This is a genomic window from Clostridium bornimense, assembly GCF_000577895.1.
GTDB lineage: Bacteria > Bacillota > Clostridia > Clostridiales > Clostridiaceae > Clostridium_AN > Clostridium_AN bornimense.
In genome coordinates this window covers 1,284,643-1,302,348 of the sequence record NZ_HG917868.1, presented here as the reverse complement: position 1 = coordinate 1,302,348, position 17,706 = coordinate 1,284,643, and the positions used below count along the sequence as shown (strand labels likewise).

The following is a 17,706-nucleotide window of genomic DNA, read 5'->3' as shown; positions in this document are numbered from 1 at the left end:
ACGTATCTTTTGAGAAGATTGGAGTTTATTATATTCTTTTTTACTCCTCTCCCCTGTCCTTTTACCTGAGAGTTTCGATAGTTTAATCTATCTTGCTCCTTCGGTGCTCATTCTATCAATGAGTCTCTCCAAGGGCTCGTCCAATTACGGTCCATATCTTAACGATGCCTGAAAGTTTTTTCATCTTCGGCGGACTAACCCTCTCCCGCAATCTTCATCCGAACACTTTTTATTTCTTGTAAATTATATTATTATTTCTTATTCAAAACAAGCATTTATATATAATTACTTTCAATATATTTCTTCATATTTAATATCTATTATTTCTCATTTATTATCTTATTATTTCATTATTACTTTATCTTTTTAATTGTATTATTTTTTGTTATAATTGTAATATATTTAAGGGGGTATATTTTCTATGCTTAAGCTTTCGACATTGCTAAAATTTAATAATATTATTATTCAGTGCCATGATAACCCAGATGCTGATACTATAGCCTCCGGTTACGGATTATATTGTTACTTCAAATCACACAATAAATCTGTAAAATTAATTTATTCTGGAAATATTATTACGAAACCTAATATTATACTTATGATAGATTTATTAAAAATACCTATAGAGCATGTTACTACTTTAAAAAATCCTGATCTTCTAATAACAGTTGATTGTCAATATGCTCAATCAAATGTTACAAAATTTCCTGGAGAGAATATTTGTATTTTTGATCATCATATAACTAATAATACTACTTCAGATTTTAATTGTATTCATCCTAATTTAGCAAGCTGTTCCACTCTTATATGGATGCTTCTAAATAAAGAAAATTTTTCTCTAAACAATAATATTTCTTTATCTACAGCTCTGTATTACGGATTATTAACTGACTCTAATAACTTTTCAGAGCTATATAATGAAAATGATAGAACTATGAAAGATTCTCTCACTTTTGATATTTATATTATAAAGCAACTTATTAATTCAAATTTGTCATTAAATGATTTGACAACTGCAGGGTTGGCTTTACTAAACTGCAAAATGAATAAAAAGAATAGATTTGCTACTTTTAAATCGGATCCTTGTGACCCAAATATACTAGGATTTATAAGCGATTTAGCAATCCAAGTTGATACCATTGATACTTGTATCGTTTATTATGAAAATAAAGATGGTATTAAATTTTCTATAAGAAGTTGCAATAATAAACTAAAAGCTACTGAATTAGCTGAATTTATCTCTAAAAATTATGGTTCTAGCGGCGGACATAATCATAAAGCTGGAGGCTTTATCAGTGCTGAATCTTTCTATAAAATACATAAATCTATTAATATATCTAATTATATGATTAATAAAACAGAAGAATTTTTTCTTCATATTAATTAACATAGAAGGAGTATAAGAACAATATTTGTTCCTATACTCCTTCTCCATTAAATTCTGGTATATAACTTTCTATATTAGTTCCTTCATCTTGTATAAAAGCATTTGTTATTCCTAATTTTATAGCGTAATTTATAAGACTATCATAATGTCTGTTATCTAAATATCTATTTATTTCATCATATTTACTAGCATTATTTAATGGAATATATTGATTCATTATACTGATATATATTTTATCTCCATATTGCTTATATAAATAATCTATTATTTTCTTAGAATCAAACAATAGTCCTGGTAACATTAAGTGCCTCACTATAACACCCTTTTGCAATATATTATTTTCATCAAATGTTGGATTTCCTACTTGTGATACCATTTCTTCAATAGCCTTTGTTGCAAAAATACTATATTCTTTTGCATTAGAATATCTAATAGAAAATTTGTTATTTAAATACTTAAAGTCAGGTATGTATATATCAATGTAACCATCTAGCAGTTTTAAAGTTTCTATCTTTTCATATCCACTTGTATTATATACTATAGGAATATTTAGCCCTTTGTTCTTAGCGATATCCAATGCAGATATTATTTGAGGAACATATTGTGTTGCAGTTACAAGATTTATATTATGTGCACCTTTCTCTTGTAACTCTAAAAATATCTCACTAAGTCTTAATATAGATACTTCCTTTCCAACGCCTTCTTGACTTATAAGATGGTTCTGACAAAATACACATCCAAGAGTACAATTAGAAAAAAATACTGCTCCTGACCCATTAGTTCCTGATATGCACGGCTCTTCCCACCTATGAAGTGCAGCTCTAGAAATCTTGATATCTCTTCCAGACTTGCAAAACCCAACCTTTCCTTCAAGTCTATTTATACCACATTCTCTTGGGCATAGCTTGCAACTCTCTAATAAAATCATTTTATTCATTAATATTCATTAACTCCCATTATATCATTTATATTCTTTCTCACTTTTTTCCTTGGTTTTTCATCACCACTATAACCAATAGAAATTATTAGATCTACCTCTTTATCTTTTGGTATATTTAAAATTTTTCTAATCCCTTTTTCCTTAAACCATCCAATTATACAAGTACCTAATCCTATATACGTTGCATAAAGACATATATTCTCTATCGCCATCCCCATGTCAAGAGATGTAAAATCTTTTTTCTTTACTATTTCTCCTATTTTAGATGTAAGATTTCTCTTTTCTCTTACAGCTATAATGAATGCTGGTGCTTGTAATGCAAATTTATTCATTCCAATAACTGGATCATAAATGCATTTACTTAATTCCTTTACCTTAGAATCTTCATCAACAATTATAAACTTCCATGGCTGTGCATTACAAGCAGATGGTGCAACTCTACCTGCTTCTATACACTCTATAATTTTTTCTCTTTCCACCTTTTTATCTATATAATTTCTAGTACTTTCTCTTTTTAATAATAATTCTTTAAAATCCATATTTATCTCCTAATTATTTCACTTCATTATATATCTTATAATTCTTTATATAACATTATAACAAATATATGAATAGTAAAGAAATACTGCCGATGGAGAATTCAAATAAATTCTTCATCGGCAGTATTTTTCTATATATTTTATCAATAATCAATTTAACTTTCCAAAGTATAAAATAGTGTTTTTATAATTTATATAATAAACATTACTACTACCTTACTATTTTTCTAGTTATAGTTCCTATACCAATACCCATCATTATTACACCCAGTAGCATTTCAATATCACCTAAAAAATATGTATTTTCTAAAGGTTCTCCAGCATTATATCCAACACCAGTAAAGGCTCCAACACTAGAATCAAAAGCTATTTTTAAATCATTCCAAAACTTCATTATAGAACAATTCCTTATATAATTAACGGTATATTTAACTGTTTCTCCATTTATATCTAATCCAAAAATCAAAAAAAGTATTGAAAAAATTATTATAATAACTAAAGAAGAAATCGCTGCATTTTCTGGTCTCTCTCCATATCCACATGAAAACCAATATATATATGACAATAATTTCGGAATAGGTTTTAATGTTTTTCTTTGAACTGTCTTACATAAAAAATAATACTCACCAAAATTATTATTTAAATTATTTTCTTTAAACTTATCTGCTAAAGTTTCATATACATGATAAATTCCTTCATATTCATCACGAGTCTTTTCTCTTAATGGAATCTTATCAAAAAAAGTCTTTTCATCAAAACTACTTCTTCCTTCATCTAAAAAATCTAAATCTTTTATGTAAGTATTTATTGTTTTAAATCCTCTCATATTACTATCTTGAATTTTTATTCCATCTGTTGTACTATCTTTTATAATTACACTATTTAAATTATTATTTTCAAAACATATATTAGAAAGTTCATCATTATCAAAGATGGCAAAACCAAGATTGCAATCTAAGAATTTACAATACAGTTTACTTTTTCTAAACTCTGTTGAAAAATTATCTGTACAGTTTAATGATGGTATTTCTTCACTTTCTTTCTTTAAAAAACAGCATCCTTCAAAAATTACACCTCCTCCACCAAAATCACATTTATCGAATAAACACCCTATAAATTTACAGTCTTTAAACTTTACATTATAAAACTTACATTCTACAAATTTACTACATATAATATCTCTATTTGCTATCTCTATAAATTCGTCTTCTTTTTTTACCCCTTTTTCACCAAATAATATATTAGTTATAGTTTTAAAACTATATTGATTATCAATTTGAAATTTGCTGGCTTTACTTTTATCCTTAAACATATCATCACATAACTTTTTATTATTCTCTCTTCTCTTATTAAGTTGATCGTTTGCAACACTTATTTCTTCTTTAAAATTTATATAGCTCATAATATTACCTCTTATAAATTTCATTTTTAATTAATCTTCCTATTTTATTTTCTACAATCATAATAAATTTATCCATAAAAAAATAAAGCCTCAAATAGGTTTAGGCTTTATTAATTATTTCTTCAATTTTCTTCATATCTAAATTTTCTTTCATAACTTCAACTAACTTATCGAATTGCAACTTTTTATAACTTTTGTAAGATACATTATCTGTTACTGTATCATATATATTCAAATAGTCTATTAGTGATTGTATAAATAATCTACGAAATTCATCATTATCAAATATTCCATGAAGGTATGTACCTAATACATTTCCTTCTTTATTTATCATTCCTAAAGGTTCCCCAGCTGGATCTTCTATAAAAATGTCATTTTTATTTCCTACTGTTACTCCATTATGTATTTCATAACCTGTAACCTCACAATCCAAAATTTTGTTAAATATTCTGCCCGAACAAGTAATTTTTCCTTCCCTTTGAATTGTCGTCTTATTTTCTTTGAATATAGTTCTAGATCTTAATAGATTAAATCCTACTTCTTCTTTAATATTACCTTCTACACCATATTCATCACATAATACTTCACCCAACATTTGATATCCACCACATATACCAAAGATTATAGTACCTTTATTTTTCCTACTAACTATTTCATCGTAGATTCCATTTTCTTTTATATATCTTAAATCTTCTATAGTCGTCTTCGTCCCTGGTAAAATAATAACATGTGGATTTCCAATCTCGCTTACCTCTGAAACATACCTAATAGTAATATTTTCCTCCATATCTAAAGGATTAAAATCAGTAAAGTTAGACATATGTGGCAATCTTATAACAGCTATATCTATTATACCTTTTACTTCTTTGTTATTTATTCTTTCTGTGACACTATCTTCATCTTCTATATCTAAATCAACATAGGGCATTACCCCTAATACAGGAATCTTTATAATATCTTCTAGTTGTTTTTTTGCAGAATCAAAATATTCACTATTACCTCTAAACTTATTTATTATAACACCTTTTACAAGGTTTCTTTCATCTTCATCAAGAAGCATAAGAGTTCCAACTATCGATGCAAAAACTCCACCCCTATCAATATCTGCTACTAAAATTACTGGTGCATTAACCATCTTAGCCATTGACATATTGGCAATATCAGAATCTTTTAAATTTATTTCTGCACAACTGCCTGATCCCTCTAAAATAATTAAATCATAATCTTTAGATAATATATTATAACTCTCTTTAACTTTAACTTTTAGTTCTTTATTTAAATTTTTATATTTATAAGAGTCCATAACTTTATATACAAGACCATTTACAATAACTTGGGTTTTACAATCTCCACAAGGCTTTAATAATAATGGATTCATATAAGCCGATGGTTTAATATCACAAGCATCAGCTTGTACTACCTGAGCCCTCCCCATTTCCAATCCATCTTCTGTCACATAAGAGTTCAATGATATATTCATAGCCTTAAATGGTGCCACTTTTATCCCTTTATTTTTAAAATATCTACATATTCCTGTAGCTATTGTGCTTTTACCAACTGAAGATGCTGTTCCTAATAACATTATATTAGCATTCATTTTTTACTTTCCACTCCTTATTGATATAGAGGAAGTTCTTTCACCTACATATATATCACCAAATATTATATCTACTTTATTTTTAAATATAGATCCATCAAAGACAAAAGTATGGTATTCTCCATTCTCACCACAAGGATCTGCTCCTGATTTTTTAATTTCTTCTACAACTTCTTTAGTAAGTACCTTCCCCAAAAATTCCTTACCTAAAAATTTGTTTTCTACTTTCTTTATTACAGCCTTAAATCCTGAATCAATAAACTCATAAACCAACTTTTCTCTATCTTCATTCCAAATTGGAAATATTGCCTCCATATTAGCTTTGTTGCATATATCTATTCCCCATCTTTTATGACTTTCAATATCTATATCTCCAAATACACAATAGTCTACACCATCTCTTTTACATTGCACTAACTTATCTTCAAAATATTCTTCATATTTATTACCACTACATTGTACCTCTATAAGATCAATATTTAATTCTTCACTAACCTTTAATAAAAGATCTCTATCAATGTCATGAAACCAACTCTTTTCCTCATCCTTATTAATGGTTACTAACAATCCATAAGGAATATATCCTTTATTAATCATCCTAAACAGCGATAATGTGCTATCCTTTCCAGTACTATAAGACATCACAAACTTTTTCATTTATTTCCCTCCCATTTTTTTAAGGAATTTATCATAAAATTTCTTATATCCATATTATAGGCTTCATTTAACATTTTACTACTAAGTACTTTTTTTGTATCACCAATTTCAGCAATTTCACCATTATTTAAAACTATTACTTTATCACTAAATATATTAACTAAATTTAAATCATGTAACACACTTATTAAAATCTTATCATTTTCTTCAGACCATTTCTTTAAGTATTCCAATATTTCTATTTGATATTTTAAATCTAAATGGTTAGTAGGCTCATCTAATAATATTACTTCGGGATTTTGCGCAAAAGTTCTTGCTAAAAATACCCTTTGCAATTGTCCTCCAGAAAGATTATTTATATATGTATCTTTTATTTCTAAAAGTCCTACCATTCTAAGACTTTCAAATATTATATCCTTATCCTCTTTATTTAAAGATAATCTAGAATTTTTCATATGTGCATATCTTCCTAATGCCACTGTTTCATAAATAGTATACGGAAAATGTATTGTGCTTATCTGACTTAATATCGCTATTCTTTTTGCAAGATCACTTCTTGTAAAAGTATTAATATCAGTGTTATCCAATGTTATTCTTCCTTTATATCCTAAAAGATTACCAATAGACTTCAATAATGTGCTTTTACCCGATCCATTTGGTCCCACTATACAAAGATTTTCTTTTCTATTTGCAACGAAACTAACGTTCTTTATAATCATCTCTTTATCATAACCGCAATATAGCGAAGTAACTTCTAACATATATACACCTACTTAGACTTTTTAAAATAAATATAAGCAAAAAACGGTGCTCCTATCAATGCAGTTATTGCACCTACTGGTAGCTCCGATGGTACTACCACTGTTCTTGCAATTAAATCTGTTATTACCATAAATGATCCTCCAAAAAGTAATGCCATAGGCACAACATAAATATGTTTTGAACCTACAACCTTCCTAACTAGATGAGGTATTATAAGATCTACAAAACCGATAACACCACTTAAAGCTACAGATGTTCCTGTTAAAATTGCTACTAAAAATAATAATTTCTTTTTTACCCTCTCCGTCTCTACTCCAATAGATTTTGCTTGATCTTCTCCAAAAGATAAAATATCCATTTCTCTAGCATATAACATAACACCAATAAAACCTATTATAAAAAATATACTACCACCTTTTACATAAGACCATCCTTTTAAAGAAAAAGAGCCCATTTGCCAAAGACTTATACTTTCAATATTTTCACTACATAAAGCAGTTATTGTTGTTAATATTGCATTTGCAAATAATGAAAATACCATTCCAGATAAAATTAATGTATTATTTCCCATAGTTTTATCTACTCTTGATGCAAATAACACCACAGCAAAAACTGTAATAAGGCCACATAAGAAACCTACTATTGGTAACATTAATACTCCTAATATAGGAATAGTTATGCCAGTTACAATTACTATACCAACTCCTAATGATGCTCCAGAAGATATTCCTAGAGTATATGGTGATGCCAATGAATTTTTTAAAATTGATTGTATAACAACTCCACTTACAGATAAAGCCGCTCCAACAAGGAAAGCTAACAATACCCTTGGTAACCTAAGTTTCCATATTATTGATACATATCTTTCTTCTATTCCCTCTAAAAGAGGAATTTTAAACATTTTATTTAATATTATTGATATAACATCTTGTATATTAATATTGGAACTTCCAATGGAAGTTCCAATACAAATTACTAAAATAGCTATAAATATAGATATCAATAATATTTTTCTATTCCTATTCATATTTCTCTGGATAAATGGCTTTAGCCATTTCCTTTAATGCTTTAATTATATTTTGAGAAGGTCTAGATGATGCATTTTTATCAATAAGATAAACATTGTTATTCTTTACTGCATTTATTTCTCCCCATCCTTCTCTATTTTTAATAGTATCTATAATATTGTCTACAGGCTCATTTGTCAAAATAACATCTGGGTTGTCTTTAATAATAATTTCTTCACTTGGAGATACCCAACCTTCTTCATTGCCTAAAATATTTTCAGCACCTATTAATTCTATCATTTCATTTAAAAATGTATTTTTACCAAAGCTAAATAAACTTGATGAAGAACCTATTTCAAAATATACTTTTTTCTTATCAGTAATAGTTTTACCTATATCAGCAATTTTTGAAATCTCCTTCTTCATATCATCTATAATTTTTTCACCTTTTTCTTCAGTACCAGTTATATCAGCAATAAAGCTTATATCTTTATATACACCTTCAATACTATCACTACTTGGAATATATACAACTGTAATACCAGCTTCTTTTATTGCTGCAAATGGATCTTCATTTCCAGTTTTATTATGTCCTGAAGCTATTATAATGTCAGGCTCTAAAGATATAATTGTTTCAGCATCGGGATTTCTAAAATCAATTGTAGGTAAATCCTTATCTATACCTTCTATGTCTGTAGAATATTTATCTATGGCAACTAGTTTATCCGATAATCCTAATTCTACTAATACCTCTGTATTTGATGGTGCTGTCGAAATAATTTTTTCTACTTTAGAAGGTAAAGTAAACTTAGTTCCTTCCCTATCTTCCATAGTAATAGATTTTTCACTTCCACATCCAATTAATGAAAGTGTTAACATTGCTATTAGCAATATTAGTGATAAAAATTTTTTTGTTTTTTTCATTTTTATTCTCCTCACGTTTTTATTGAAGGAATTTACATATATGTATACATATTTTGCACAAAAAAATAAAAATAACCCAGGGGTTATTTTATCTTTATGTTCAAAAATAGTATATATTATTATCCCACCCTCAGAAGATAATAATTCATCATAAAATGCAGGTCTCCCGACTTTACTTCATCCTACTCTCTCTTACCTTCCCGCTTTCGCAGTGGCTATAATAAAGATTTCGTCAGTTTCACGGTTACTGGGGTAGTTAAAGATTTTCACTTTATTCCCTATTAAGTCTATAACACATTCTATGTCAATTTTCTTATTGATTATATTATTTTAAGCTATTATTGTCAATACAAACTCTTCACTTAACTTTAAAACCAATAAATTTCACTTTTCCATCAGCATGCTCTCCTGTAACTGAATTTGTAATATGATCACTTCCTACTATTACTTCAAAGTTATTATCAACTTCACTCAATAGAGGCTCTATTACAACTTTAATTATTCTATTAAAAAACATGATTTTTTTATCATATTCTTTACGATGTGCAGCTTCATCACACCCATTTATATGTAATAATATAAAATCTTTTTCCTTTAAAAGTTTTAAAGTCATCTCTAACTTATTTTCTAAATTTGTATCTATATCTCCAGTAGCATCATCTATATTAGGGACTACCATATCTAACACCTTTCCTATTCCTTTAACTAAGTCGATACCTGATACAACAGCAGCTTTTAATCCATGCTTTATATAAAAGCTGGGCAACGTAGTTTTTTTTGATGCTCCCCATGGCCATAATAGAAGATTTGTGTATCCTAAATCACTAAATATTTTTCTAGATTTATCCATAATCTCCGTAATAATATTTCTATCATTTCTATTATCAATAACTTTACCTATGCTAAAATGCGGTGGTGGCAATTGAATTGACTTTATATATTGGTATGGCTCATCTAAAAAAATTAAATTTTTATAAGAACTACAATGCTGAATATAAGGAATAGTTTCTTGTATTCTATCAATAAGCATTTTCCCAATTTCTTTTGATATACCTCCGGTGAAATCTATTAATCTATTATCTGATATTTTAACTATATTGCAACGTAATATAGTCTTTTTTTCTAATTTACTATAACCTCTAGCTATAGATTCAAAATATGCTCTTTCATAAATTTTATATATATTAGCTGGATATCCAAGTATGTTTAATATACAAATTAAGCTTTCTGATTTAAATCCATTAACTCCAGTATCGACTATCTTTTCATCAATACCAATAGATGTATTTTTTACATCTTTTTTCAATACATCTACCAAAAATTCATTTTCATTTTCCTCTAATCCATCTATAATTATTAATACTTTCTTTTTACTCATTTAACACTTCTTCTAATAATTTAACTAGAATTTTATTATCACTATTACTTTTTACCGCAACCCTATAATATCTATTATCCAATCCATAATAGTTTTCACAACTTCTTATTAGTATATTCTTTTCTAATAATTTTCCCCTTAAGTCTATATTAGATTCTAATTTAAAAAATATATAATTTACAGATGGATTAAAAACTTTTATCCCCTTATGTGATTTTATTTCTTTATAAAGATTTTCTCTTTCTTTTTCCATATATTCTCTGGTCTTTTTTATGTACTCCGTATCATTAAGAGATGCTATACTTCCTTCAACAGCTACGGTATTTATATTCCATGGAATAGATATTTTTTTAATTGCTTTCATAATTTTCGTATTTGATGTAATACCATATCCTACCCTTACCCCTGGTAGTGCAAAAAATTTTGTTAAGGATTTTATTATTACTAACCTATCGAAACTATTTATTAAATTTTTTAAAGTATATCTTTCCTCTTCAAAAACAAAATCTAAAAACGATTCATCTATGACTATAATAGCATCAACAATCTTGGCCTTTTCAATTACTTTTAAAATGAATTCTCTTGATGTTAACGTTCCTGTAGGGTTATTAGGATTGCATATAAACACTAGATCAACATCTTCAGTAATATCACATATAAAATCTTCATCAAAATTAAAATTATTGTTCTCTTTTAAAACATGATATTTTATTTCTCCATCAACACTGTCAACAGCTTGTTTATATTCTGAAAAACTTGGTGCTGGTATTAATGCTTTTTTAGGATTAATAGCTCTAACCACATTAAATATACATTCTGCTGCTCCATTACCTAAAAAAATATTATTAGAATTAATATTTTCAAATCTTGATATTGACTTCTTTAACCTAAAATAAGTTATATCAGGATATACATTTATATTATTAAGTGAATCTATCATGGCTTCTTTACATTTTTCACTTATTCCCAATGGATTTATATTGGCAGAAAAATCTATAATATTTTTCTTATCTATATTATATCGTCTTGCAACTTCTTCCACATCTCCACCATGCATTCCTAAATACAAACCACTCTACCTCCCTATTATAAATATAAGTACTATAGCTATTATATATGATAAAATTGTAACACTATATATTATTTTATTAGTTATATATACATCTTCCACTTCTATGTCCTTTAGATAGTCACCTATATAAGGTTTCTCCACTAATTTTCCAAAATAATAATTTGGACCTCCTAATCTAAGATTTAACGCTCCTGCTACAGCAGCTTCAGGATGTGCACTATTAGGACTAAGATGTTTATTCCTATCTCTCTTATAAACCTTAAAGGAATTTTTAGTATTTAACCTCAAAATAAAAGATACTAATATTATTAGAATAGCTGTTAAACGAGCAGGAATATAATTAAATATATCATCGGCTTTAGCTGAAAAATATCCGAATTCCCTATATCTTTCATTTTTATATCCGAACATAGAATCCATAGTATTTACAGCCTTATACATAATCCCAAGTGGTGCTCCACCTATCCCTATATAAAATAATGGTGCTACTACTCCATCAGATAAATTTTCTGCTAAAGTTTCTACAACAGCTTTTAAAATTCCATCTTTCTCTAAACTACTTGTATCTCTTCCCACTATATATGAAAGCTGTTTTCTTGCTCCTATAATATCATTATTTAGTATAAACTTAACAACTTTTAATCCCTCAACTATAAGTCCCTTAGAAGAAATGCAGAAATAAATCATAACTGATGAAACTAAAATTCCTAAATAATTATTAATTCTATTAAAAATTATAACAACAACACTAGAAACAAAAAATGTTATAGCAATAACTAGAAACCACATAATAGCTCCTGCTAATTTCAAGTTATTATTCATAATTTTACGTAATCTTTCTTCTAAATTTTTAGCCAGCATTGCTATAATTCTAACGGGATGAATAGGATTTTGTGGATCTCCTATTATAAAATCTAATAAAACACCTATTGTTAAACATATCATAAATCAAACCTCAAATATTCTTTCTACATCAATAATTTCAATTTTTTCTTTACCAGTTACTACTATCTTATAACCCTCTCCACATCTAGGTTGCCACTGATAAAAGTTTTTAGAATTATCATAGAATAATTCTAGTATAGTTCCTATAGTTCCACCATGGCAAATAAATACTGCATTTGATATATTTTTAGCAATAATATCTTTTGTTATATTTATAAATGTTTCTTGAATCCTTTTTCTATAGTCTTTTTTACTTTCCCCATTAGGACAAACTACTTCTCCCATTTCATCATTTATCCATGATAAATAACTTTTATTAAATTTCAACTCTTCATAAGATTTCATCTCAAATATTCCAAAATTATATTCCTTAAATCCATCTATTACTTCATATTGAATATTGGGATATATGATTTTCATAGTTTCATTTGTTCTGTTCATTCCTGTAGTAAAATATATCTCTCCCTCAGGATAATTATTTACTTCCTTAAATGCTTCAAGTTCTTTAATCCCTATCTTACTTAATGAAATATCTGTACTACCACAATATTTTGATAATTCATTTGCCTTCGTTTTTCCATGTCTTATAAAATATAAATTATAACTCTTCATTTTTAATTAATGTAGGTATTCCACAAAAAACTCTATATATAATATTAGCCTCTTTACTTAATATTTGTAGACATCTACCAGTATCCTCTCTCCAAAGTCTTTCTTCTTTCTTTAATGGAACTATTCCAGAAGAAATATCATCACAAATTATTATTTTATCTTTTAGTTTTTCTTTAATCTTATGTAATTCATCAACTGGATTATTTCCACTTATCCTTTGCATATATATTTTTTTATGAAATTTATATATAACTTGTTTTGAAAAATCAATGTTTTCTTCATTACAAAAACATATATTTTCTTTAGATATATTGAATTGTTCCTGTACAAAGCTTAATTTTCCATTATAAGCTCCACCAACTACTAAAATCACTTTCTCACCTCTACACTAATGATAAAAATAAAAGAGCAATAGACTCCGCTAATACTAATCCATGTCCAGCAATATCACCATTGATACCTCCAAGCTCTTTGCAAGAATTATTCACTGTTAAAACTACCGTTATTATCATTAATATTGCTAATAGAATTCCTTTTATCTTTAATAAAATAAAGCTACATGATATAGAAATTAAAAGAAAAATCATTAGTACAATAATATCAAACTTTCCTGTCCCTTTTTTAAAATAAGCTCCAAATGAACTTTCCTTCATAGTAGGTTTTATCAAAAGCATTATTGCAATTATACTTCTTGATATTATAGGAATTACTAATAAAATGTAGAAAGGAATACCTTTTTCAATAAATGTATACATTGCCGAAAAATTAATAATAAAAATCATAGCTAAAGATATAACCGCAAAAGCACCGGTATTAGGATCTTTAAGTATCCTTACTTTCTCTTCTTTATCTCTTCTAGATAATAAAGCATCACATACATCCATAAACCCATCTAAATGTAACATTCCTGTAATAAAAAATGGAAAAATCATTAGTATTGCAGTTCTTATCATATTTGATGTGTTTAAATATAATAGTAATTTATAAAGAATAGTCCATAACGCTCCTATTACTAATCCTATTACAGGATAAGATTTCATAATGTGCCTTGAACTTTCATCATCCCAATAAGTTTTAGGCATAGGAATTATAGTAAACATTCCTAACGCCATCAATAATCCTTTTAAATATCTTTTCATTTATTCTCCTCTATATCTTTATGTACATATACGTTTCCAAAAAAACATTCTACTACTTTATCTGCCATATTAGCTATCTTAATATTTATATATCCTAACTCTTTTTTAAATTCCTCTGTATACTTGTCATATATTATACTATCACTAAATATATAGTCAGATATAATAACAACATTACTAGCAGATTCAACAACTTTTTTTATACCATCTATTATTTTTCTACTTGGTTTTTCTATAATTTCATTTTCTAAAAACATTTCATTTGTTAATAAAGATGTAATGCTATCAATAAATATGGTAGAAGAATAATTTACCTTAAGTAATATTTCTTCTATATCTCTATACTGTTCAATTGTTTTAAATCCCAAACCATCTCTCTGCCTTCGATGGGTTTCAATTCTTTTCTCATCTTCTTTATCATATGGATTCATTGTTGCTATATAATATAACTCACTATTCTTACATAACTTAATTGCCTCTTTCTCTCCATAAAATGATTTCCCGCTTTTGGATCCTCCCACTATAAAGTAAATCACTTTTCTATTCCTATTCTAGATGGTATACCTTTTTCATAAGGATGTTTTACACACTTTATCTCTGACACATAGTCAGCTAAATCTATCAATTCTTCTTTAGGATTTCTACCAGTCATTATAACTTCTAATCCATAAGGTTTGTTTTTTAGAAAGCTTATAACTTCATTTAAATCTATAAATTCTAAATTTATAGATGCTATACTCTCATCTAATATTAACATATCATAGTCTTCGTCTATAGCTTTATCTACTACTTTTCTAAATCTACTTCCATGTTCATCTTTGGTAACCGCTTTTTCTTCATAATTCATATTCCATACAAACTTATTAACAGGTTTACCTTCAAAAATATGAAAATACTCGTCTAATTTTTCTATTGATGCTAACTCTCCCGTTCTTCCACTTTTCAAAAATTGAGTCAATAATACTTTTTTCTTTCTTCCTGCTGCTCTCATTCCAAGTCCCATTGCAGCAGTAGTTTTTCCTTTTCCATCACCACAATATATATGAATTAATCCCTGATCCATTTCTAATTTCTCTCCTTTAAACAATATAATTTTCTTTTTCTCTTACTTCTTCTAAATAACTATCATCTATTTCTGCTTCATCAAATGTTGCCATGTTGTTCATAATAGCACAAGAATATTCTACTATAGAAAATGCTATTGGACATCCACTTCCTTCACCTAATCTCATATTTAAATCTAGCATTGGCTCCAAATGCATATTTTCAATTGCAATATTATAACCAACTTCCCATGACTTATGAGATGGTATAAAATATTCTTTAGCTAAACTATTTATCTTAAAAGCTGCTAATGCTGCTACTACAGATATAAATCCATCTATTACCACAGGTATTTTATAAAAGGCTGCACCTAAAAACACCCCTGTCATAGCTGCTAAATCAAAACCTCCAACTTTTGATAATACATCTATAATATTATTTTTATCAGGGTTATTTATCTTTATAGCATCTCTTATAACTTTTTTCTTTTTTTCAAAAGCATCCTTAGTTAATCCTGCACCTTTTCCTACTACCTTTTCTACTTCACATCCTGTAATTACTGAAAGAACAGCACTACTTGTAGTAGTATTTCCTATTCCCATTTCACCTACCCCTATCAAATCATATCCACTTTTCTTAGCTTCTTCTACCATATCTATACCAACAACTATTGCTCTTAAACATTCTTCATATGTCATTGCAGGACCTTTTGCAATATTATCTGTAGATTTTCTTATTTTTCTCTCCTTTACTGATTGGATTTTTTCATCACTATTTATACCAACATCCACAACTATTAAATCTGAATTATTTTTTTCTGCTAATACTGCTACCCCTGTTAATCCCCTTGTAAAATTTATAGTTTGTGCTACTGTCAATGACTGTGGACCTGAAGCTACTCCCTCTTCTACCACTCCATTATCAGCACACATTATTATTATAGCTTTTTTTTCAACTTTATTTTTTATTTTACCTGTAATACCTGATAATTGCACCGCTATATCTTCTAACTTACCAAGACTACCTATTGGTTTTGCAAGTGAATTTAACCTTTCTTCAGCTTTTATCATTGCACTTCTATTTAGCTCTTCTATACCTTCAATTACTTCATTTATTCTATTTAAATAATAATTCATAATACCCCCCTTATTTATTCTAATAAATATTTATATATATCATACTATAAATATAATTTATATATTTTATAATTAACACTCTATATTTTAACACCATATTTTTTTTCTTCAACTTTATTATAAAAGAAAATAGCTATGTCATTATATTAATTGACATAGCTATTTTACTTACTCTTTTACTCATTACAACTACATTTTTCAGAATGATTATGTAATTTTGCTATTATTTTATCATACTGTTCTTGTGTTATAATTCCTTTTTGAATCAATTCTTCTAATGGCTTTCTTTCTTTTATAGCTTTTTTAACTTCTTTTGCCTCTTTTTTATTTATAATTCCATCTTTGATTAACTGATCCAATGTTGAGTCTATTTTTAATTTCATATTTTTCCCAATATATTTCTTTAAATCTTTTGCTTTATCTTTACTTAAAATCTTATTGTCAACTAAATCATCATATATATCTTTATTTTTATTTATCTCCAGTTTTTTGTCACATTTATCACTAATATGCTTCATAATCTTATCATATTCTTCTGCTGTTATTATTTTATCCTTCATAGCACTTTCTAGAGAATATTTCATATTATCTTTATGTTTTTCTTTATCATCATTACAATGATGTCTTGTATTATCCTTTTGAACAATTTCATTGGAATTTTCAGTAACTGACATAGATTTTTCTTTATTCATTTCTTCAGCAAAAGCAATAGAAGATGATGATATAAATACAAAACTAGTAACTATACCTGTTAAAATCTTAGCTTTTAAAGAATTTCTTTTCACGTTATTTCCTCCTCTTTATATATAACAGTTCTTAACATCTTTATTTTTTCCTAAAAGCTAATATTTATGTGTATACATTCTCTATCTAAATCTGTTTGCCATTTTTTCATCAGTATCTTGCATCATCTCTGATACATTCCTTAGCTTATATTCTATAGAATGTGTTAACTCCACAAATTTCTTAATCTGTGGTCTTAGTTCCTCATATTGAAGTAAAAAAGAATTTCTAGAACCACCTTCCCAAGAACTTAAAAGCATATCTATTTGTACATCAAGATCATTTATTACACTATCTGTAGTATCTCCAGCATTCTTAAAAGCATTGGCGCATCTTTCTAATTCCTCCGGTGTAACTTTAATAACTGACATCTAATCATCCT

General features: G+C 27.4%; 20 protein-coding genes and 2 riboswitches. Of the genes, 1 reads left to right on the top strand and 19 read right to left on the bottom strand.

Going from position 1 to position 17,706, the window contains the following annotated elements; genetic code table 11:
- Nucleotides 1–43: 43 nt before the first annotated feature.
- Nucleotides 44–142: riboswitch (glycine riboswitch) on the bottom strand.
- Nucleotides 143–421: 279 nt separating this feature from the next.
- Nucleotides 422–1,387, top strand: coding sequence for a DHH family phosphoesterase (locus CM240_RS05735; RefSeq protein ID WP_051483720.1), 966 nt, complete (start codon nt 422–424; stop codon nt 1,385–1,387).
- Between the two features lie 31 nt (nt 1,388–1,418).
- On the opposite strand, the gene CM240_RS05730 is transcribed toward CM240_RS05735, so the two are convergent.
- From CM240_RS05730 to CM240_RS05640, 19 genes are all read right to left on the bottom strand, one after another.
- Nucleotides 1,419–2,315 (bottom strand): radical SAM protein, encoded by an 897-nt coding sequence (locus tag CM240_RS05730; RefSeq protein ID WP_044039776.1) that lies wholly within the window; start codon nt 2,313–2,315, stop codon nt 1,419–1,421.
- Nucleotides 2,316–2,323: 8 nt separating this feature from the next.
- Nucleotides 2,324–2,866: a nitroreductase family protein gene (locus CM240_RS05725; RefSeq protein WP_044037312.1), complete on the bottom strand. Its 543-nt coding sequence runs from the start codon at nt 2,864–2,866 to the stop codon at nt 2,324–2,326.
- 211 nt (nt 2,867–3,077) lie between these two features.
- Nucleotides 3,078–4,268, bottom strand: coding sequence for a pentapeptide repeat-containing protein (locus CM240_RS05720; RefSeq protein WP_044039774.1), 1,191 nt, complete (start codon nt 4,266–4,268; stop codon nt 3,078–3,080).
- 100 nt (nt 4,269–4,368) lie between these two features.
- Complete coding sequence (locus tag CM240_RS05715; protein WP_044037310.1) at nt 4,369–5,865, bottom strand: cobyric acid synthase; 1,497 nt, start codon at nt 5,863–5,865, stop codon at nt 4,369–4,371.
- Nucleotides 5,866–5,868: 3 nt separating this feature from the next.
- On the bottom strand, nt 5,869–6,522 hold the full coding sequence (locus tag CM240_RS05710) for a Dph6-related ATP pyrophosphatase (protein ID WP_051483719.1): 654 nt from the start codon (nt 6,520–6,522) through the stop codon (nt 5,869–5,871).
- Nucleotides 6,519–7,283: an ABC transporter ATP-binding protein gene (locus CM240_RS05705; protein WP_044037309.1), complete on the bottom strand. Its 765-nt coding sequence runs from the start codon at nt 7,281–7,283 to the stop codon at nt 6,519–6,521. Before CM240_RS05705 ends, CM240_RS05710 begins: the two co-directional genes overlap by 4 nt.
- An 8-nt stretch (nt 7,284–7,291) precedes the next feature.
- A complete protein-coding gene (locus CM240_RS05700; RefSeq protein ID WP_044037307.1) occupies nt 7,292–8,311 on the bottom strand; it encodes a FecCD family ABC transporter permease in 1,020 nt (339 codons plus the stop codon).
- A complete protein-coding gene (locus CM240_RS05695; protein ID WP_044037305.1) occupies nt 8,304–9,215 on the bottom strand; it encodes an ABC transporter substrate-binding protein in 912 nt (303 codons plus the stop codon). The genes CM240_RS05700 and CM240_RS05695 overlap by 8 nt, the downstream gene beginning before the upstream one ends.
- 139 nt (nt 9,216–9,354) lie before the next feature.
- Nucleotides 9,355–9,530, bottom strand: a riboswitch (cobalamin riboswitch).
- A gap of 43 nt (nt 9,531–9,573) precedes the next feature.
- Nucleotides 9,574–10,593: an alkaline phosphatase family protein gene (locus CM240_RS16805; protein WP_051483718.1), complete on the bottom strand. Its 1,020-nt coding sequence runs from the start codon at nt 10,591–10,593 to the stop codon at nt 9,574–9,576.
- On the bottom strand, nt 10,586–11,662 hold the full coding sequence (gene cobD, locus CM240_RS05685) for a threonine-phosphate decarboxylase CobD (protein WP_044037304.1): 1,077 nt from the start codon (nt 11,660–11,662) through the stop codon (nt 10,586–10,588). The genes CM240_RS16805 and cobD overlap by 8 nt, the downstream gene beginning before the upstream one ends.
- A 6-nt stretch (nt 11,663–11,668) precedes the next feature.
- Complete coding sequence (cbiB, locus tag CM240_RS05680; RefSeq protein WP_044037302.1) at nt 11,669–12,610, bottom strand: adenosylcobinamide-phosphate synthase CbiB; 942 nt, start codon at nt 12,608–12,610, stop codon at nt 11,669–11,671.
- A gap of 3 nt (nt 12,611–12,613) precedes the next feature.
- Nucleotides 12,614–13,222 (bottom strand): histidine phosphatase family protein, encoded by a 609-nt coding sequence (locus CM240_RS05675; protein WP_044037300.1) that lies wholly within the window; start codon nt 13,220–13,222, stop codon nt 12,614–12,616.
- Nucleotides 13,209–13,595 (bottom strand): bifunctional adenosylcobinamide kinase/adenosylcobinamide-phosphate guanylyltransferase, encoded by a 387-nt coding sequence (locus CM240_RS05670; RefSeq protein ID WP_044037298.1) that lies wholly within the window; start codon nt 13,593–13,595, stop codon nt 13,209–13,211. Before CM240_RS05670 ends, CM240_RS05675 begins: the two co-directional genes overlap by 14 nt.
- Nucleotides 13,596–13,605: 10 nt before the next feature.
- Nucleotides 13,606–14,361, bottom strand: coding sequence for an adenosylcobinamide-GDP ribazoletransferase (locus CM240_RS05665; protein WP_044037296.1), 756 nt, complete (start codon nt 14,359–14,361; stop codon nt 13,606–13,608).
- Nucleotides 14,358–14,897: a bifunctional adenosylcobinamide kinase/adenosylcobinamide-phosphate guanylyltransferase gene (locus CM240_RS05660; RefSeq protein WP_044037294.1), complete on the bottom strand. Its 540-nt coding sequence runs from the start codon at nt 14,895–14,897 to the stop codon at nt 14,358–14,360. Before CM240_RS05660 ends, CM240_RS05665 begins: the two co-directional genes overlap by 4 nt.
- The gene (locus CM240_RS05655) at nt 14,894–15,424 is read right to left on the bottom strand and encodes a cob(I)yrinic acid a,c-diamide adenosyltransferase (RefSeq protein ID WP_044037285.1); all 531 of its coding nucleotides are present in this window, start codon (nt 15,422–15,424) and stop codon (nt 14,894–14,896) included. Before CM240_RS05655 ends, CM240_RS05660 begins: the two co-directional genes overlap by 4 nt.
- A 16-nt stretch (nt 15,425–15,440) precedes the next feature.
- Nucleotides 15,441–16,541 (bottom strand): nicotinate-nucleotide--dimethylbenzimidazole phosphoribosyltransferase, encoded by a 1,101-nt coding sequence (gene cobT / locus CM240_RS05650; protein WP_044037284.1) that lies wholly within the window; start codon nt 16,539–16,541, stop codon nt 15,441–15,443.
- Between the two features lie 176 nt (nt 16,542–16,717).
- Complete coding sequence (locus CM240_RS05645) at nt 16,718–17,326, bottom strand: hypothetical protein (protein WP_044037282.1); 609 nt, start codon at nt 17,324–17,326, stop codon at nt 16,718–16,720.
- Nucleotides 17,327–17,407: 81 nt separating this feature from the next.
- Entirely contained in the window at nt 17,408–17,695 is a 288-nt protein-coding gene (locus tag CM240_RS05640; protein ID WP_044037280.1) for a WXG100 family type VII secretion target, read from the bottom strand.
- Nucleotides 17,696–17,706 lie beyond the last annotated feature (11 nt).